Annotated in this window: 21 protein-coding genes and 1 pseudogene; 14 read left to right on the forward strand and 8 right to left on the reverse strand. The window is 35.3% G+C overall.

What is annotated here, in order from left to right; translation table 11 throughout:
* Positions 1 to 17: 17 nt before the first annotated feature.
* On the reverse strand, positions 18 to 779 hold the full coding sequence (gene ulaR / locus ACYIAM_RS06785) for an HTH-type transcriptional regulator UlaR (RefSeq protein ID WP_174796274.1): 762 nt from the start codon (positions 777 to 779) through the stop codon (positions 18 to 20).
* 394 nt (positions 780 to 1,173) lie between these two features.
* Between ulaR and ACYIAM_RS06790 the strand changes: the two genes are divergently transcribed.
* The 12 genes from ACYIAM_RS06790 to uvrD all read left to right on the forward strand — a co-directional run bounded on the left by ACYIAM_RS06790 (position 1,174) and on the right by uvrD (position 13,344).
* A complete protein-coding gene (locus tag ACYIAM_RS06790; RefSeq protein ID WP_483747727.1) occupies positions 1,174 to 2,895 on the forward strand; it encodes a PTS ascorbate-specific subunit IIBC in 1,722 nt (573 codons plus the stop codon).
* A gap of 27 nt (positions 2,896 to 2,922) precedes the next feature.
* Positions 2,923 to 3,414, forward strand: a complete 492-nt coding sequence (locus tag ACYIAM_RS06795; protein WP_483747714.1) for a PTS sugar transporter subunit IIA — start codon at positions 2,923 to 2,925, stop codon at positions 3,412 to 3,414.
* Complete coding sequence (locus ACYIAM_RS06800; RefSeq protein WP_483747715.1) at positions 3,399 to 4,091, forward strand: L-ribulose-5-phosphate 4-epimerase; 693 nt, start codon at positions 3,399 to 3,401, stop codon at positions 4,089 to 4,091. Before ACYIAM_RS06795 ends, ACYIAM_RS06800 begins: the two co-directional genes overlap by 16 nt.
* A gap of 19 nt (positions 4,092 to 4,110) precedes the next feature.
* The gene (locus tag ACYIAM_RS06805; protein WP_483747716.1) at positions 4,111 to 4,755 is read left to right on the forward strand and encodes a 3-keto-L-gulonate-6-phosphate decarboxylase UlaD; all 645 of its coding nucleotides are present in this window, start codon (positions 4,111 to 4,113) and stop codon (positions 4,753 to 4,755) included.
* Positions 4,756 to 4,851: 96 nt separating this feature from the next.
* On the forward strand, positions 4,852 to 5,727 hold the full coding sequence (locus ACYIAM_RS06810) for an L-ribulose-5-phosphate 3-epimerase (protein ID WP_483747728.1): 876 nt from the start codon (positions 4,852 to 4,854) through the stop codon (positions 5,725 to 5,727).
* Positions 5,728 to 6,034: 307 nt separating this feature from the next.
* Positions 6,035 to 6,202, forward strand: coding sequence for an LPS translocon maturation chaperone LptM (gene lptM / locus ACYIAM_RS06815; RefSeq protein ID WP_174796279.1), 168 nt, complete (start codon positions 6,035 to 6,037; stop codon positions 6,200 to 6,202).
* A gap of 12 nt (positions 6,203 to 6,214) precedes the next feature.
* Positions 6,215 to 7,468 carry a diaminopimelate decarboxylase gene (gene lysA / locus ACYIAM_RS06820; protein ID WP_483747717.1) on the forward strand — a complete coding sequence of 418 codons (1,254 nt, stop codon included), beginning with the start codon at positions 6,215 to 6,217 and terminating at the stop codon, positions 7,466 to 7,468.
* Between the two features lie 121 nt (positions 7,469 to 7,589).
* Entirely contained in the window at positions 7,590 to 8,414 is an 825-nt protein-coding gene (gene dapF / locus ACYIAM_RS06825) for a diaminopimelate epimerase (RefSeq protein ID WP_174796281.1), read from the forward strand.
* Positions 8,415 to 8,577: 163 nt separating this feature from the next.
* A complete protein-coding gene (locus ACYIAM_RS06830) occupies positions 8,578 to 9,312 on the forward strand; it encodes a DUF484 family protein (protein WP_174796282.1) in 735 nt (244 codons plus the stop codon).
* Positions 9,313 to 9,321: 9 nt separating this feature from the next.
* On the forward strand, positions 9,322 to 10,242 hold the full coding sequence (gene xerC, locus ACYIAM_RS06835) for a tyrosine recombinase XerC (protein ID WP_174796283.1): 921 nt from the start codon (positions 9,322 to 9,324) through the stop codon (positions 10,240 to 10,242).
* 2 nt (positions 10,243 to 10,244) lie between these two features.
* On the forward strand, positions 10,245 to 10,958 hold the full coding sequence (gene yigB, locus ACYIAM_RS06840; protein ID WP_174796284.1) for a 5-amino-6-(5-phospho-D-ribitylamino)uracil phosphatase YigB: 714 nt from the start codon (positions 10,245 to 10,247) through the stop codon (positions 10,956 to 10,958).
* A gap of 202 nt (positions 10,959 to 11,160) precedes the next feature.
* Complete coding sequence (gene uvrD, locus ACYIAM_RS06845; protein ID WP_483747718.1) at positions 11,161 to 13,344, forward strand: DNA helicase II; 2,184 nt, start codon at positions 11,161 to 11,163, stop codon at positions 13,342 to 13,344.
* A gap of 80 nt (positions 13,345 to 13,424) precedes the next feature.
* On the opposite strand, the gene cyaY is transcribed toward uvrD, so the two are convergent.
* The 6 genes from cyaY to ACYIAM_RS06875 form a co-directional block, all read right to left on the reverse strand.
* Positions 13,425 to 13,736: an iron donor protein CyaY gene (cyaY, locus tag ACYIAM_RS06850; RefSeq protein WP_483747719.1), complete on the reverse strand. Its 312-nt coding sequence runs from the start codon at positions 13,734 to 13,736 to the stop codon at positions 13,425 to 13,427.
* 99 nt (positions 13,737 to 13,835) lie between these two features.
* Positions 13,836 to 14,351, reverse strand: a complete 516-nt coding sequence (locus ACYIAM_RS06855; RefSeq protein WP_483747720.1) for a surface-adhesin E family protein — start codon at positions 14,349 to 14,351, stop codon at positions 13,836 to 13,838.
* Entirely contained in the window at positions 14,351 to 15,136 is a 786-nt protein-coding gene (locus ACYIAM_RS06860) for a hypothetical protein (RefSeq protein WP_483747721.1), read from the reverse strand. The genes ACYIAM_RS06855 and ACYIAM_RS06860 overlap by 1 nt, the downstream gene beginning before the upstream one ends.
* A gap of 84 nt (positions 15,137 to 15,220) precedes the next feature.
* On the reverse strand, positions 15,221 to 15,844 hold the full coding sequence (locus ACYIAM_RS06865; protein ID WP_483747722.1) for a thiamine diphosphokinase: 624 nt from the start codon (positions 15,842 to 15,844) through the stop codon (positions 15,221 to 15,223).
* 34 nt (positions 15,845 to 15,878) lie between these two features.
* Complete coding sequence (gene rimI / locus ACYIAM_RS06870) at positions 15,879 to 16,340, reverse strand: ribosomal protein S18-alanine N-acetyltransferase (protein WP_174796290.1); 462 nt, start codon at positions 16,338 to 16,340, stop codon at positions 15,879 to 15,881.
* Positions 16,309 to 16,716 carry a DNA polymerase III subunit psi gene (locus ACYIAM_RS06875; protein WP_174796291.1) on the reverse strand — a complete coding sequence of 136 codons (408 nt, stop codon included), beginning with the start codon at positions 16,714 to 16,716 and terminating at the stop codon, positions 16,309 to 16,311. Before ACYIAM_RS06875 ends, rimI begins: the two co-directional genes overlap by 32 nt.
* A gap of 88 nt (positions 16,717 to 16,804) precedes the next feature.
* Here ACYIAM_RS06875 and rsmC point away from each other — a divergent pair, with 88 nt between their 5' ends.
* On the forward strand, positions 16,805 to 17,848 hold the full coding sequence (rsmC, locus tag ACYIAM_RS06880) for a 16S rRNA (guanine(1207)-N(2))-methyltransferase RsmC (RefSeq protein ID WP_483747723.1): 1,044 nt from the start codon (positions 16,805 to 16,807) through the stop codon (positions 17,846 to 17,848).
* 91 nt (positions 17,849 to 17,939) lie between these two features.
* Here rsmC and ACYIAM_RS06885 read toward each other — a convergent pair whose 3' ends face one another.
* Positions 17,940 to 18,785, reverse strand: coding sequence for a hypothetical protein (locus tag ACYIAM_RS06885; protein ID WP_483747724.1), 846 nt, complete (start codon positions 18,783 to 18,785; stop codon positions 17,940 to 17,942).
* A 188-nt stretch (positions 18,786 to 18,973) separates the two neighbouring features.
* On the opposite strand from ACYIAM_RS06885, the pseudogene ACYIAM_RS06890 reads away from it, so the two are divergent.
* Positions 18,974 to 19,086: pseudogene (locus ACYIAM_RS06890) on the forward strand (IS5/IS1182 family transposase); the annotation flags it as partial.

Here is a 19,086-nt window from a genome sequence, read left to right on the forward strand (position 1 = left end):
CCTTTTACAATTAATTGTTAAACTAAAATAACTTCAACACCTTGCTCCTTAATACATTCAATCACATCCTTATTTGCTTGTTTTCCTGTAATTAAAATATCGATTTTATTAACAGGACAAAAAAGCATGCCTGAATTGGCTTTTTTATCAATTTTTGAACTATCGACAACAACAACTAAATTCTCAACTTTTTCCAATATTTGTTGTTCAGCAACCGCACCTAATATTTCGTTTTTATAAAGACCAGTTGGTGTTAATGTTTTGCCACTAGTAAACATCCATTTGCCTGCATAGGAATCGGTTATGCTAATAATAGGATTAATAATTATATTTTGTGTTTTATTGTATAATCCGCCCATAATAATGACGTTTTCATGGTCATGTTCAATTAGGTAACACGCTAATGGAAAGTAGTTCGTAATAATCGAGACATTTTTACCACACAGTTCGCGTCCGAGTAAAAATGCCGTTGATCCGCAGTTTATAACAATGTTTTCTTCATTGTTGCACAGTTTGGCAGCACGAATGGCAATGCGCGCTTTTTCGTGATAGTGGTCGGTATTATGATTATCAATTGGAGCCCAAATTGGTTTTACTTCTTCTAATCGTGTAATGCCATTGCGAACTTTTTTTACTCGCCCTTCTTGATCCAGTTTTGTGATATCTCTGCGAGCAGTTGCGGGAGAAATAGCGAAATACGAAATTAACTCGGAGACTTTAACCATACCTTTTTCATTAACTAAAGCCACCATTTCGTTATGCCGAGATAACTCACTCATTACAACCCCTTTATTCTTATTGATTAAATATGATTTAAAATGATGATAATTTTCATTTGTATGAATGTCAATTATTTTAAATTTAAATTTATTGGTTAATTATTTATTGTATTGATAATATTTAATTTAATTTTTGTTTTCTTTCTTTTTTATTAAAGTGTGATGCATGTCACAGGTATGGTTATTAATTATTTGAAAAAGTGATCCTTGTCAAAATAATCATAAATAATCATTGAGTGATTTGTTTTGATTGGGGAATATGTTGCTAGTATTTAATTTTGATAAAACTTGATCTCCGAGATGTATTGTTGAAGCAATGAAAAATGTCGATAACTGATGAGAGGAACATATGGAAGTAATGTATAACGTATTTTATATTTTTTATAGTCAAGTTATGACAAAGGCACCTTTGTTACTTGGCTTAGTGACAATGCTAGGTTATTGTCTGTTACGTAAAGATATATCAACGGTGTTAAAAGGTACCATTAAGACCATTGTTGGTTTTATGCTATTGCAAGTTGGATCTGGCGTGTTAGTTTCAACTTTCAAACCAGTTATTGCCAAACTGGCTGAGTATCATGGTATTAAAGGATCTATTATTGATACTTATGCATCAATGGTGGCCGTTGAAAATGGCATGCATGAAAACTATTCATGGGTTGGTTATGCGGTATTGTTAGCATTGGCTATTAATATCGTGCTGGTTATTTTTCGCCGTATAACAGGTATTCGAACCATCATGTTAACTGGCCATATTATGTTTCAGCAGGTTGGTTTAATTGCATTATTTTACTTTCTTTTTGGCTACAGTATGTGGGAAACCATTATCTATTCGGCCGTTATTATCGCGCTTTATTGGGGTATCTTTTCGAATATGATGTTCAAACCTACTGAAGCTGTCACCGGTGGTGCTGGATTCTCAATTGGTCACCAACAACAACTTGGTTCATGGATTGCCGTTAAATTAGCGCCTAAATTGGGTGATAAAAACGATTCTGTTGATAATTTGAAACTGCCTAAATGGTTGCATATTTTTCATGATAGTATCGCTGCAACCACCATTGTTATGACTTTTTTCTTTGGAATTATTTTACTTTCGTTTGGCTTAGATAATTTGCAAACCATGGCTGGGTCAACTCATTGGGCAATCTATATTTTTGAAACTGGTCTTAAATTCGCTGTGGCTATCCAAGTGATTGTAAGTGGTGTACGAATGTTTGTTGCTGAGCTGTCTGAAGCCTTTAAAGGCATTTCTGAAAAATTAATCCCTAATGCTGTATTGGCTATTGATTGTGCTGCTATTTATGCATTTTCCCCTAATGCCATGGTATTTGGTTTTATTTGGGGGGCGTTAGGACAATTTTTTGCTATTGCTTTATTACTCGTCTTTAAATCACCTATTATGATTATTCCTGGTTTTATTCCGATGTTTTTTTCGAACGCAACTATTGGTGTTTTTGCTAACCACTTTGGTGGTTGGAAAGCCGTTATGAAAATTTGTTTTGTGATGGGCATGATAGAGGTATTTGGTTCGGCTTGGGTCATTTATATTTTTGCACAAAATGGGACACCGATTGACTCTTGGATGGGAATGGCTGATTGGGCAATATTATTTCCACCTATTTTACAAGGTTTATCTATTTCGCATTTATTTATCTATGTGCTTATAGCATTAGCAGTGCTTTATATGTTCTTTGCTGCTAAACAGTTACGTTTAGATGAGGCCATGCAAACAAAACAATCAGAAATAAATGACGAATATCAAGATATGAATATAGCTGTAGTTGAAAAAATGGATGAGATCGCAACCAGAGATGGTCGCACAGTTCGAATTTTGGCTGTTTGTGGTAGTGGCCAAGGTTCCTCAATGATGATGAAAATGAAAATTGCCAACTACTTAAATAAAAAAGGTATTCCGAATGAAATGGACTCTTGTGCGGTGACTGATTACAAATCACGTCTTCCTAATGTCGATATTATTGTCGCATCAAAGCATCTTATTCATGAAATTGAAGTCAATGACGGTCAGTATGCGTTAGGTGTTAAAAATATGCTTAATCCACAAACCTTTGGCGATGAGCTTATTAAGCTGATTAATCAAGTAGTTTCTAGATAGTTTTTCCAATTAAAAAAGGAGTACAACATGGTCTTAAAAGAATCACTGATTGAGAATAACTCGATTTTACTCAAAGCAGATGTTGCAACTTGGCAAGAAGCTATTAAGTTAGGCACGGATATGTTAGTTGCATCAAAAGCGATAGAGCCTTCGTATTACGATGCCATTATTAGCTGTGTTAAGACAATGGGGCCCTACATTATTATTGCTCCAAACTTTGCCATGCCCCATGCTAGACCTGAAGACGGAGTGAATAGAACCGCGTTTGCTTTAGTTACCTTAAAAAATCCCGTCTATTTTGAAGGTGAAGACGAACCAGTTGATGTTTTAGTTACGCTTGCTGGCAGTACGTCTGATCAGCATATGGAAGGATTAATGGAAGTAACCCAAATCTTAGATGATGAAAATAGCGAAACGGGTATTGATCTTGACAAATTAAGGCGATGTAACTCAAAAGAAGATGTTTATGCCGTTATTGAACAAGCTATAAGTGGGAGGGAGTTATGTATCAAGCTTTAAAAGAAAGTGTCTTGCAAGCCAACTTATTGCTACCAAAATATAATTTAGTCACTTTTACGTGGGGAAATGTCTCTGAAATTGATCGCACTAGAGACGTTATTGCCATTAAGCCTTCTGGCGTTGAGTATAGCAATATGACCGTTGACGATATCGTGGTGGTTTCATTAACGGGCGACATTGTTGAAGGGAAGTTAAATCCTTCAAGCGATACAGCAACGCATATCGAACTGTATAAAGCATTTCCTGCTATTGGTGGTATTGTGCATACGCATTCACGTTATGCAACCATTTGGGCTCAGGCTGAATTAGATATTCCTGCTTTAGGCACCACTCATGCAGATTACTTTTATGGCGATGTGCCCTGCACACGTAAATTAACCGATAGCGAAATTGCGACTGATTACGAAAAAAACACCGGCTTAGTTATTGTTGAAGAATTTAAATACCGTGGGCTTGATCCTGTCGCAATGCCGGGAGCGGTGATTTCGGGGCATGCGCCATTTTGTTGGGGTAAAAGCGCCTTTGATGCTGTGCATAACGCCGTTGTACTTGAAGAAGTCGCCATGATGGCATTGGCAACCCGTCAATTGAATCAAACAATTAAAATTCAACAAACTTTATCCGATAAGCACTACTTTCGCAAACATGGTGCGAATGCTTACTACGGTCAAAAATAAAAGAGATAAGGAGAAAAGCATGTCAACACCTAAATTACAAATCGCGTTAGATCAAACCGAGTTAACTCTGGCATTAGACGTTGCTCAAAATGTAGCTGGGTTTGTCGATATCATCGAGATTGGTACTATTTTGGCATTTGGAGCAGGAATGCAAAGTGTTAAACGTTTAAGACAACTCTATCCAAATCATATTTTGGTGTGTGATTTAAAAACGACTGATGGTGGAGCTATTTTGGCTAAAATGGCTTTTTCTGCTGGTGCAAATTGGTTAACCGTGTCGGCAGCAGCGCATATTGCAACTGTTGAGGCATGTAAAAAAGTTGCCGATGAATTTAAAGGTGAAATTCAAATTGAATTATATGGCCATTGGACTTTAGATGATGCAAAAGCGTGGCGAAAATTAGGCATTAAGCAAGCAATATATCATAGGTCACGTGATGCTGAACTTGCTGGTATCGGCTGGGGTGAAGATGACCTAACTAAAATGCGTCAACTTTCCGATTTAGGGCTAGAACTGTCAATTACAGGAGGCATTGTACCTGAAGATATACATCTATTTGCAGGTATTAAAACTAAAGCGTTTATTGCGGGGCGTGCTTTGGCTAATGAAAACGGCAAAAAAACCGCTCAAGCATTAAAAGAACAAATAACTCAATATTGGTAATTACCATCATGTGGCCGTTAATTGGGCCATTTTTCTTTTTTGTTTAATTATTATTAGGTGGTCACTATGCCGCAAAGTACAGATATATCAAGAACAATGTATCAATCTAAAACGACTCCTCGTATAGGGATTTATGAAAAAGCATTGCCTACCGAACTATCATGGCAAAATAAATTAAATGAAGCTAAAACATTAGGATTTGATTTTGTCGAAATTTCAGTCGATGAGTCGCATGCGCGTCGTGCAAGGTTAGATTGGTCTGATGATGAGATATATTCGCTTAGACATTTATGCGAAAAGACTGGTATACCACTTCATTCTATGTGTCTTAGTGCTCATCGTAAATATCCGTTTGGATCAGCAAATAGCGATATTAGAAAAGAAGCCAAAGCCATAATGGATAAAGCAATTACGTTTGCTTATAAATTGGGTATAAGGGTGATTCAGCTTGCTGGATATGATGTGTATTATGAACCGTCTGATTTGCAAACACATCAACGTTTTATTGAAGGAATGAAATGGGCAGCAAAACAGGCCGAGCGAGTTGGCATAATGTTGGCGGTTGAAATTATGGATACGCAATATCTTAACTGCTTAAGTAAATTTGAAATTCTAAAAAAAGAAATTAACTCGCCTTATTTTATGGCTTATCCAGACGTTGGAAACATCGCAGGATGGAATTACGATACTTGCACCGAATTAATGTTAAGTTGTGAGCATATTGTACAGATTCACTTAAAGGACACTCATAAAGTTAAACCCAATTATCCAGGTCAGTTTAGAGATCTTATCATAGGTGAAGGAGAAGTTGATTTTACTGCTATATTCAAAACGCTTAATGCCATGAATTATGTAGCACCCCTAGTTATCGAAATGTGGGCAAATGATGATAACTGGAAATCCAATATTATCACCGCTCAAAAACGATTAAAAGCAATAGGTGACAAAACAGATTTTCCGCTTTTTTTCTAACATTTTAATCATTTTTATTCCTTAAAGGATTAATACCATTGCTGTGATTGGGGGTGTTAAGCTCCTCGCAAGCCATTTAATGGTGGAGATTAACATGAAATAGTTTAACGTGTATTAAGTTTTGTGGTTAATGACGAAAACCAAGCTTTAACTCGCAGTTTATATTTTTATTTATCTTTTTATCTGCACGAGTTACAAATTTTATATATGTGTTTGCTTAGACATGATTATTTACTCTTTGCACTGCCATGTCTATCGTGTAATATAGATAGAATTATAAAAAAATGGAAAGAATTGCGGATATTGTATGAAATCAACGATAAAATCACTCTCTATCTTTTTTGTTACTTTGGCATTAGTGGGATGTGGATTAAAGGGCCCACTTTATCAGCCAGTTGAAAAGGCACAAACGCAACAAACCAAACTAACAACAACTGCCTCAATTCAATCTAATCTATTGATTAAAAATGCATAGTGGAGTAAGGTAATGGACTTTTTAAATTATCGACATGCTCGCTTATTTGCCAATCAAATAGCGATAGCCGCTCTTGCTAAGCACTATGGAACCCCGTTATATGTTTATTCGGCTGCTCACATAAGTAAACAGTTTTTAGCCTATGAACAAGCTTTGATCAATAATAAGCATTTAGTTTGTTATGCGGTTAAAGCTAATAGTAATTTAGCTGTTTTAAGTTTACTGGTAAAACTGGGGGCTGGTTTTGATATTGTTTCACAAGGTGAGTTAGAGCGAGTATTACAAGCGGGTGCCGATCCTAAAAAAATCGTTTTTTCTGGTGTTGCTAAATCAATCGTTGAAATTGAACGTGCGCTTGAAGTTGGCATTAAATGCTTTAATGTTGAATCTGAAGCCGAATTGTACCGAATTGATGAAGTTGCCAAACGATTAAATAAAACTGCACCGATTTCATTAAGAATCAATCCCGATGTAGACGCTAAAACACATCCTTATATCTCAACAGGTCTACGCGAAAATAAATTTGGGATTAGCTATGAGTTAGCTTTAGATGTTTACCGAAAGGCACGATCATTGGTTAATATTAATATTGTTGGTATTGATTGCCATATTGGTTCACAGTTAACTCAACTATCGCCATTTCTTGATGCTGCCGATCGCATACTCGCCTTAGTAGATAAACTACAATCGGATAATATTGTTATTAAACATATCGATTTAGGCGGTGGTTTAGGCGTGTGTTATAATAATGAGCAACCTCCTGCAGCATCACAACTTGTTACTGAGTTAAAAAACAAATTAGCTAATTATCCCGATATTGAAATTTTGTTTGAGCCAGGACGATCTATTGTTGCTAATTCAGGTGTGTTAATTACTAAAGTAGAATATACCAAACACCAAGATGGTAACCATTTTGCGATTGTTGATGCGGGGATGAATGACTTGATCCGTCCAGCACTTTACGATGCTTGGATGAACATATTGCCCGAAAAACAACCACAAGCTGGCGATGAATCTTTGGTATACAATGTTGTTGGGCCAATATGTGAATCAAGCGATGTACTGGCTTATCAGCGCCAGCTTTCGGTTAACCAAGATGATCTATTGGTCATTTGTGGCGCTGGTGCTTATGGCTTTAGTATGGCATCGAATTACAATAGTCATCCAAGGCCTGCCGAAGTGATGCTCATTGATGAACAACAACATAAATTAATCCGTGAGCGTGAATCTTTTGAAGATTTATGGCGCGGTGAAGTGGTTTTATAATATTTACATTATATCGAAATGCTCAATCACAATAGCATTTCCTTTTGAAGTTGCTGCTGGTTAACAGCCTAAACAGAAGAATAACAAACTAACATGTTTGACAATAGAAGGTAAACTAACGATGAACTTTTCAAAAATGCATGGACTCGGAAATGATTTTATGGTTATTGATGCAGTGACGCAAAATGTTCATCTTTCGACAGAAATGATTAAACGCATGGCAGATAGGTATACGGGGGTCGGGTTTGATCAGCTTCTTATTGTTGAGCCTCCTTATGTACCCGATAGTGATTTTCATTATCGTATTTTTAATTCCGATGGTTCTGAAGTTGAGCAGTGTGGTAATGGTGCTCGTTGTTTTGCACGTTTTGTTCGTTTAAAAGGATTAAGCCGAAAACGCGTGTTAAAAGTCAGCACCATGAGAGGTAATATTGTATTAACCGTCAATGATGATGATACAGTACGTGTGAATATGGGGGAGCCCATTTTCGAACCCAATAAAATCCCTTTCAAGGCTATTAAAGAAGAAAAAACTTATATCATTCGCGTACAAGAACAGACCATATTATGTGGTGTTGCATCTATGGGTAATCCTCACTGTGTGATTCAAGTTGATGATATTGTAACCGCAGAAGTTGCAACACTCGGATCACTATTAGAGCAACATGAGCGCTTTCCTGAACGCGCCAATATTGGGTTTATGCATATTATTGATCGCGAAAACATTAATTTGCGTGTATTTGAACGTGGGGTTGGCGAAACGCAAGCTTGTGGTACCGGGGCTTGTGCTGCGGTAGCAGTTGGTATTAATCAAGGGTTATTAAACCAACGCGTTAATGTTAATTTGCCAGGTGGCAAATTATTAATTGAATGGAAAGGTGGCAAGCATTCCCTTTATATGACTGGACCTGCTACGCATGTGTATGATGGCTTTATTGCCATTTAATTTTGATATTTTTACTGTATGGCTCTAACATTTGTTGATAGAAAACTTCATAAAATAAACTGATAATGGTGTTGATTTTATTTTATTTTATTTTTATGTTTGGCGTGATTCAATCAAAAGTAGAAAGCATTAGAAATATAAGATAATACGATAGACGTTAATTATGGTTGCTAAAAATACACGAAAGTTGAGAGCAAAACAAATACAACAACAGCCCTCATCGGAAAAATTAAATGACGACATTGTGAGTCAATATCTTATTGATAACCCTGATTTTTTTATGCGAAATGCGCGGTATGTTGAGTACATGCGAGTGCCCCACCCCGTTCGGGGGATTATTTCGTTACCTGAATGGAATATGGCTCGTCAGCGTAACAAAATTAAGCAATTAGAGTGTGAAATATCATTATTAATGGAACATGCCAGTGCTAACGAATTGCTGTTTAGACAACTGATGGATTTACAAATTGAATTGATTAAAGCGCAGGATCTCAATCAATTGATTGTATTATTAAATACATGGGCAAAATCGTTAGGCCTTAGCGGAGCTTATTTATATCTCTTTGACGATAAATGGCTGCTTAGTGCACCGTCAAATTACCATCACTTAGCTTTAAATTCATCACAATTTGATTTTATTCGTGTTAGACATTTACAGTATACTCAACAATATTTAGGCACTTTAAATTCAACTGAACTTGATTTTTTATTACCTGAACATGGTTATGTTGGGTCGGTGGCTTTATCTTTATTAGGGCAATTTGGAGATTTAGGGCTTTTAATGTTTACTAGCACTAATCCAGAACATTATCAAGCTGGGCAAGGTACATTGTTACTTGAGAAAATGAGTGAAATTTTGCCTATTTTAATTAGCCGATGGATTATGCGAAAAAAATAAGGAAATATCATGGTTCAGCTTAACGAAAATGCTAATGCTTCCTTAACATTGCCTGTCGATCAGTTTTTGAATTATTTAAAGTCAGAAAAGCAGCTCAGTTTAAATACTCAAATCAATTATCGACGTCAGCTTTATGCGCTTATTTCGCTGGCAAAAGAAAGTGAAATTTCAAATTGGCAGGATTTAGATTCATCAGCAGTAAGAGTGTTAATTAGTCGCAGTAAACAAAAAGGATTACAAGCAAGAAGCTTGTCATTAAGGCTATCGGCTTTGCGTAGTTTTTGTGATTGGATGGTAAAAAATGAACGTCTTACAGCTAACCCTGCTCGAGGAGTATTAAATCCAAAATTAGGTCAGCATCTGCCTAAAAATATTGATATTGACGAAATTAATCAATTGCTTGATATCGAAGCTAACGATCCGCTTTCAGTCCGCGACAGAGCAATGCTTGAAGTCATGTATGGTTCGGGGTTGCGTCTGTCCGAATTAGTTAGTCTTAATTGTCGAGAATTAAATCTTATCGATGGTGAAATTCGCGTAATGGGGAAGGGTAGTAAAGAACGGAAACTGCCATTAGGTCGGGAGTCTATCAAATGGATTAAACACTGGTTATCCATGCGAGATTTTTTTGTACCGCAAGATGATGCACTATTTATTTCAAAGTTAGGCAAACGAATTTCACCTCGTAATGTTGAAAAACGATTTGCACAATGGGGTGTTAAACAAGGGTTAAGTAGTCACGTTCATCCACATAAATTACGCCATTCATTTGCCACCCATATGCTTGAATCAAGTCGGGACTTGCGTGCAGTTCAGGAATTGCTTGGTCATGCCGATTTATCAACGACCCAAGTTTATACCCATTTAGATTTTTCACACCTGTCAGAAGTTTATGACTCAGCCCATCCGCGAGCCAAAAGGGGAAAATAACGATGCACTTTTATCGGTCTATTCATCGTATTAAAGCATTCACATTCGATCTTGATGATACGTTATATGATAACAGTATGATTGTTGAAAAAGCGGAAGAAGAAATGGTTAAAATGCTTCAACGTCATGAACAATTATGCACTTTAACGATATCCGACTTTTTTGCTGAAAAGTATGCAGTACTGGCATCCTATCCTGAAATTTATCATGATGTCATAGTTTGGCGAATTCAAACTATTAAATCGCTATTAAGTAAAACTAATATGCCAGTATCAAAATTTGCTGATGTGATTGATGAATCTGTTACCTGTTTTAATTTTTGGCGACACAAGATAAACGTTCCTGAATCAACTCATTTGCTATTAACCAAATTGGCAACTAAATATCCTTTAGCGGTGATTACTAATGGTAACGTTGATATTCATCAAATTGGTTTGGGTAACTATTTTCAGTTTTCATTACGTGGTGGTGAACACGGGCGTTCCAAACCTTTTCCCGAGGTTTTTGATTTGGCCTCTGATAAGCTAGCTATTCCATCACATCATATTTTACATGTGGGTGATAATCTATTGACTGATGTCAATGGTGCAATTAATAACGGCTTTTTGGCTTGCTTTATCAATATTTATCATCGTGATATTTTACACCTTGATAATGCAATATGTTTGCCCCACATAGAAATAACTCAATTGTCAGAATTGGAGAATCTGTTATAATTATTTCTTTTTCTGTATAAATAGACAGTAAATTTACATAAAGATAGATTAAATTCTGATAAATTTCACTTAAAGAAACTTATCATTAGATTCTGTTCGATTACAGTCGTCAAAATATCTCGGAATATGATAAAAATATTAATAATACACTCAATATTAATGCTGGTTAATGTTTTCTATTATCAAAATAGGTTTGAATTTAATGGAAATTAATAAAACATTATTAGATGGACTGAATGCAGAGCAACAAAATGCTGTCACCACTGATAACCAATATACCATTGTTCTTGCCGGTGCTGGGAGCGGTAAAACTCGCGTTTTAGTTCATCGTATTGCTTGGCTTTGTCTTGAAAAGTATTATTCGCCTAGTTCTATTTTTGCCGTTACATTTACCAATAAAGCTGCTGCTGAAATGCAAGAACGGATTCAAGCATTAGTCGGTGAGGGTTATTTCAATGGTATGTGGGTGGGTACGTTTCATGGATTGACCCATCGTTTATTACGCATGTTCTCTGAGCAAGCTAATTTGCCACCTAATTTTCAACTTATTGATACAGAAGATCAAATTCGGCTTATCAAGCGAATTTTTCGTGAACTAAAAATCGACGAAAAACAGTGGTCAGCCAAACAGTGTGCTGGTTTTATTTCCACTCAAAAAGAAAAGGGACTTCGTGCGGATGATATTGTTCCTGAAGATCCTAAACAAGTCATGTGGCAAACGATTTATCGCGATTATCAAGCCATTTGTGATAGAGTCGGTTATGTTGATTTTTCTGAATTAATTCTAAGATCTTATGAACTGCTTTGCCGTGATAACGAAGTTTTAGCTTATTGTCATCATCGCTTTAGTAATATATTAATTGATGAATTTCAAGATACTAATAAAATTCAATATCGGTTGGTGCAAAAAATAGCGGGTAATACAGCTAATGTGATGATTGTTGGTGATGATGACCAGTCTATCTATAGTTGGCGCGGTGCTAATGCGGATAATCTTCAATTATTTAGCAATGATTATCCTGAAACAGAAATTATTCGTTTAGAGCAAAATTACCGTTCAACAGGTAATATTTTAGATGTAGCGAATAGCTTGATAGCGCAAAACCGAAATCGATTGGGTAAGAATCTATGGACTGATAGAGGCGAGGGTGAAAAAATTTCGCTTTATATTGGTTTTAATGATATCGACGAAGCAAGATTTGTTGTGAGTCAAATAAAAAAATGCCATCAAGAAGGTGAAAAGTTTGCAGATTGCGCTATTTTGTACCGCAATAATCTACAATCGCGCCTACTTGAAGATACATTATTACAAGCAGGATTACCTTACCAAATTTATGGCTCCATTCGTTTTTATGAAAGACAAGAAGTTAAATTAGCGCTTGCCTATTTGCGACTATTGCATGATCACAATAATGACATGGCGTTTGAAGCTACAATCAATACTCCAACTCGAGGTGTTGGTAATATCACGCTAGATAAAGTTAGGTTGACAGCAAAGCAACATAATATTTCGTTATGGAATGCATGCTTAATGCTAATTCAAAGCAATGCATTGACTGAAAGACAGTGCTCAGGTATTAGTCGCTTTTTGGAATTGATGGAATCTATCTATAATGAAGTTGGGGAGCAACCATTTTACAAGCAGCTTGATGCCATTATTAAATTATCTGGTGTATTGCAGATGTATGAGCAAGAACCTGGTATTAAAGGGCAAGCAAGGTTAGAGAATCTTGAAGAATTAGTATCAGCCGCTGAGCAGTTCTATCGTGCTAATGAAAACACAGTTATTCAAGATAGTATAACAGGTAAAACTTTGACAGTTTTAGAATCATTTTTGGCTTATACTTCACTAGAAAGCCGAGATGTGATTAATGAACAAGATTCAGTTCAGTTAATGACACTGCATTCAGCTAAAGGTCTTGAATTTGATAATGTATTTATTGTTGGGTTAGAAGAGGGCATATTTCCAGACTTACGATCGTCTCAAGAATTCGATAAAATGGAAGAAGAAAGGCGTCTTGCTTATGTTGGTATTACTAGAGCACGTAAATGCCTAACATTGTCATTAGCTCAGATAAGGCGTCTATATGGCCGTGAGGAGCGAAATTTACCGTCACGTTTTCTAGCAGAATTACCTGTTGATAAATTAAATGAAATTAGTTATCAAGGTAATATCACGCTATCTAAGAAAAAAGAACCTTATCCTAAGAAAAAGCCTCAATGTGATGGTTATAAATTAGGTCGTAAAGTATTACATAACCGTTTTGGTGAAGGAACTATAGTCAACCTTGATGGCGAAGGCGATCACAAACGAGCACAAATTGCTTTTGTTAATGAAGGCATTAAATGGTTGGTAGTTAAACTGGCAAACCTAACTTTATTGTAGGTTTTTCTTTTGAATAAGATTGGTTAATTATGTGATTAAATGGGAATTAAGTGTTAAATTAATTCCCGCTTTTGTATATATTATTGATCAGCTTGTTCTTTTACAGCCTCAGAAAAAATTTGGTCGAACGACTTGTTGGTTCGATTGCAAATCCAATTATTATTCGCATAATCAAAATGATACCCTTGATTGCGAGTGGCTAGCCAAACTTGAAATAGTGGTTCTTGGGTATTAACAATAATCTTACTGCTATTGGGAAAACTAACTGTGATGACATTGCCGTTTGTTTCATAATCTAAATCGATGTCATGCTCATCTGCATAACCATCCAAAAACAGCTCGATTTTATTAAATAACTGATCAGCAAGCGTATGGAATTGTTTGATATTCATAAAGGTGTAATCATTCAGGTAAATAATGGCGTGATATTAGCATAAATGGATATACTCTGCCACAGCAAGGTGGCAAGAGTTAAATAAGTATTGACTTAATTATTCATTTGCAAGAGGCAAAGAACAAGCAATAACAAGTAGCTTATATTGTTCTTGGTCTTGGCTCACCGCTAACCAGCGGTTTGGCATTTGAATGGTATTAACTAATTTTCCATCACCAAAGTTGTTTTCGATTGTTCTAAGTACACCTTTCGCTAACTCCATTTTGTCACAATTGGCATAATAATCAATTTCAATGGCGTGATAGGGCGTTACAGTACTATCATCATTTTTTTGCACTAATGCTGGGCTATAATTTGTCACTTCTTTAAACATACGAATTTTGGCATTGAAAGGATGAAGCTTAATTGAATTCCTATCTAAAAAAGAATAACCAACAGTATTATCTTCTTTTGATTTAGACGTTGGAATAAATTGTTCACCTACTCTAGGATCTTTTAAACTCTCTACTGCTGTATTGGTATTCGTTTTAGCGTCAACATTAGCTTGTTCTACAACTGCATGACTAAATGTTGCAAAAGAAAAAAGGATTAAGAATAAACTAAGTTTTTTCATTAAATATTATCTCCATGTGTTAAAGCCGCTTCTGTAGGGTTAGCTTGTGGTTGAGATTGTTGTACTTGTTTTTCTTTTTGCTTTTTCTCTTTGTAGGCTTTAATCTGTTCTTGACGTTCGGCTTCTTGTTTTTCAATGATTGGTTTTAGATCAGGGCGAGTTGCAAGAAGCGTCTCTTTATCCAAATCACCTTGAATAGAACAAAAAACACTACTTTTATTATTGGTAGAAAGTTCTAAATAAAGTGACTTATTCATCGTGCCGAGTCTTGGAATAACACCATCAATAGCATAAGGATCATTTTGCCATTCTGGCGATTTCAATTGGCGATCATAAATTTTTGCGTTTGCTATATAAATATCAGTGTTGTATGGCAACCAATTAATATTATTTAAAGTGGCTTTAATTTCATCTTCAGTATTATTAAAGATGAACCCCCAGTATAAAAAGTGACCAGATAATGAAGTTGGAATATAGATATTTTGATAACCAGTAATTTCTAAGCCACGATACTTAAGTGGTTTTTTAAACAGGACTTTATTCTTATCATTTTGTTGAATAGATTCAACAGGAATATAAGTTACGTTATCGGGTGTTGTCATTAAGTCAACATATTGACTTATTGATTCTTGATGGATAGCAAGTTGCTCAAAAAACTGATTGTTACATTGAAAAAATGTATCGATTACCTTATCAGTTTCACTCTTCTTATTGTTGGTTTGTGCAAAAGTTATACAAGAAAATAAAGCTGCACACAAAAGCACAGAAAGTTTTTTTAGAAGCATGTGAAAATCCTTTGTTCAATAATTATACTTATTGTTTTGTAAACCTATTGTAAAGTAATGTAAACGCTCGTGTCAATTAACATCCTATAAATTTTCAATAAAAATCATTAAATCTCCGTTTTTAAAAGATATTTTAACCAAATTGCTAATTGCTTTGTTTCTTAAACTAACACTGCCACCTAAGAATAGAGTTTTGTCAATCAAAGGATACTGGAAGCCGGTGATGGTTAACCCCGTTACTTTGGAAAGCGGCATGAGTGAAATGATATGATCTTTTACATTAGTAATTTCTAAATAAGGCTTGGAAAAAAAGAAATGGCAATAATTATCGTAAAAAGTGATTCGATATTGATGATAATATTTCATTGCAACAGAAATATTTCCCAAAAAGTGATCGCTAGCACGACCACAAGCACCATAAACATCAAATTCTGTTATTCCTTTACTGGCTAAAAATAAAATAGCCTTTTCAAAATCAGTCTTATTTTGGTCTGGAGTGTGAATGATTTCGGTTTCAGGCGGAATTGTTTTGTTAACCTGATAGCTGTCTAAATCTCCAATAATAAAATCAGGCTCGATTGACAATGCTGACAGATAATTATGGTAAGCGCCATCTGTACAAGCGATATAGGTGTACTTTTCTAAATTGCAAAAGTCATGCAATGGCGGCTCACCATTGACAAAGAGTAAGGCTTTATTTTGTGACATTGGCTTTCCTTTTTTGGTTTACCTGATTGGTTAATTACAATGCTAACGTATAAGCCATGATAATCGCATCTTCTTGTTTACCTTCAGTTGTTGGATAATAATTTTTTCGAACCGTTATTTGATTAAACCCCAGCGCATGGTATAACTCGATTGCAGGGCTATTTGATTGTCTGACTTCGAGCCAAAGTGTTGAAATCGGGCAGGGCGATTTTATGGTTATTAATTTATCTATCAAATGGTTGAGCAAAGCTTTTGCTAGTCCCTGTTTTCTAAAATGGGGGTGTATTACAATATTAAATAGATTTGCTTCATCAAAGGCATGTTGGCAAATGCAAAATCCGATGATTTGGTTATCAACGGCTATTTTAAAATTTAAATAACGATCGCCTTGGTTTGAAAAGAATGTCTGTTTTGACCAAGGAATAGCATGACAGATCTGTTCTAATTCAAAGGCTTTTGTTAAATCATGTTCGGTCAGGGTGGAAATAGTTTTCATATTGACATAATTGTTGCCACAGTAAGCGTTTTTGTTTTGGTGTTTTTGCAAGTTGATCTAAGCTAGTTGTTTGAATGGTTAATGGATTTTGCCAAGATTCTTCGGGCTTAACATCAATAAACCAAATCACAGTCCTAATATCATTTGCTGGTACGATGAGTTGGGATGGTGTTAATACTAACACCTGATCTTGAGTAAGGCTAATTGCATTTAATATATCCCAATAGATTTTTTGGGTTGGTTGCGCTTTGGCAACAACAATTAATCGGATCTTATCACTGATATGGGGTGCGATTTCACCTTTAAAGACATGCGTGTTACGCAAAACATATTGCGTTATATTGCATTGTTTTAGATACCAATCTTGTTGCGCCATTATTGACTTACTGTTTTTTATTAGAGATTAAGGGTAGTTAATTGTATAATCATCTCATCAAATTATAAAGTTTTTTCATTGAGGAAATATGGCAACATCTGCTTTTACTCCAGCAAGTCAAGTAATTGAGCGTCATCAAACATTATTTAACGATAAAAATGTGATCATCGCTGGTGATATTCAAGACAGTTATCCCGCTATCATGGAAGCAAATCAAGTTAAGATTCATTGCACACAATTTCATACTTATTTGCGTTTAAAAAATAGTGTTCGTGGCAAGTATACCTATTTTTCATTGTTGCCAGAAGCAGAACTCTATGCCGGTATGGATACGCTAATTTACTATTGGCCAAAAACAAAAAGCGAAGCGCAATTTCAACTTTCTTATTTATTGCATAATATGCCAAAAGGCAGTGATATTTTTATCATCGGTGAAAATAGAACAGGTGTAAAAAGCGTGGAAGCTTTATTGAGTGATTTTGGTACAATTCAAAAAATCGATAGTGCAAGGCGTTGTGGTTTATATCATTTTCAGGCGGATAGCCGTTTAGCCTTTAATCTTGATGAATGGTGGTTAAGTTATCATTTAACTATTGAAAATCAAAATATTGAAATCAAAAGTTTACCCGGTGTTTTTAGCCAAAAAGGGTTAGATGCTGGCAGCGAATTACTCTTAAATGCATTGATGGATCATGCTGATATTATTAAGGGTAATGTATTAGATGTGGGATGTGGTTCAGGCATCTTATCCACGGTGCTAGGTAAATTATACCCTGATATTACTACATTAACGTTATCTGATGTAAGCAGTTCAGCAATTGAATCAAGTAAAGCCACGTTAAACCGTAATCATGTTAATGCCACAGTTGTGGCGAGTGACGTTTTTTCAAATCTAAATGATAAATATCATCTTATTGTTTCGAATCCACCTTTTCATGATGGCAAAGAGACAAATTACACAGCCGTTAATGCGTTAATTAAAGAGGCGAAAAAACACCTAAAATTAAATGGTTATTTGTGCATTGTGGCAAATTCATTTTTACCGTATCAAACTATTTTAGATGAAACATTTAAAAGCGTTGAAGTGATTGCCCAAACGACAAAATTTAAGGTTTATCTAGCAAGCCATTAATAAGTGCAGTTTGTTTATTTTGTCTTAAAAGAGAAATAAGTTGCAATACATATCATAAGCCCTAAAAAATAGGGCGATGCTATCGCTCTATTTATAACATGTGAATATTTAGACTTAACCTGAATTCACTACTATTGATAAGAACTGTTTTTAATGCTTGAATTTCATTATCAGTAAAATCACAACGCGTAAAGTTTTGATCAAGAATAATAGGAACAGGATTATTTTTCCCGATTATGGCCAAGACATTACATTTATTTTTAGTCATATCACCTATAATAATTGGTCCACCGTTTGAGTCTTTATTAAAAACGGCTACACATTTAACATCTACACCTTGTGCATTTTTTGCATGATATATAGCAGTTATTGTTTTACCATAAGATGTTAATTTAATCGGAACAATAGCAAGAGTTAATCTTTGTCCATTGATTTCATTGATAACTTTTCTCATTTTATGTATTCTTAAGATAGTTACTAAACCCATCCATACAGGCAACATAAATAAAAGAGTAAGAACAGTCGTAATCACAAATACCCTCAGCATATTATCAATAGCTAAATTGATTGTTACTAGTGAAGGATCATCGGCAGAAGCCACAGTTACAACTTGATTATTTTTGCTTATTCCACCAGGGAGAGCTCGCTTAATAACTTGTCCTGTATTAGTGGTAATTTTCACTGAACAATTCTCAATAATACGTCTTGTATTACATTTTACTTCTGCATGATAGTCAACCACAACTGGATTCCGTGATATTTTATAATCATCAATTAATCCAGGATAATGATTCAGGGCCATAAACATAGCTAATGCAAAGCAAAATATTATCGCAAATATTGTTTTTATTTGATGTAATATGCCTTCTTGCTTTAGTTTCATAACTTTTAAAGGGCGAGTTGGAAATACTTCCACTACTTTATTCATCAATCCCATTTTATCGTTTCCTTATTAAAAATAAAAATTTCATGCTTAAAGGCTGAAATTGTGAATTTAAAAGCTAACCTTTAATCACAATAAAATAAATAAGTTATTAGGGCGTGTTGATCTTTCGTGATTATTTTTTAGACGGCATGATGTGAGTTATAATAATTCTGCAAAAAACAACCCTAACTCGATTCATCATGCCAAGAACAATGCTAACAGATAAACGGTGGGAAAAGCTACTACAAATAATGAAAAATACCGGCCGAGTTTATAATAAATCCGAGCATCGGATGACGTTTGAAGGGATCCT

This window comes from Gilliamella sp. X-60, assembly GCF_057063585.1.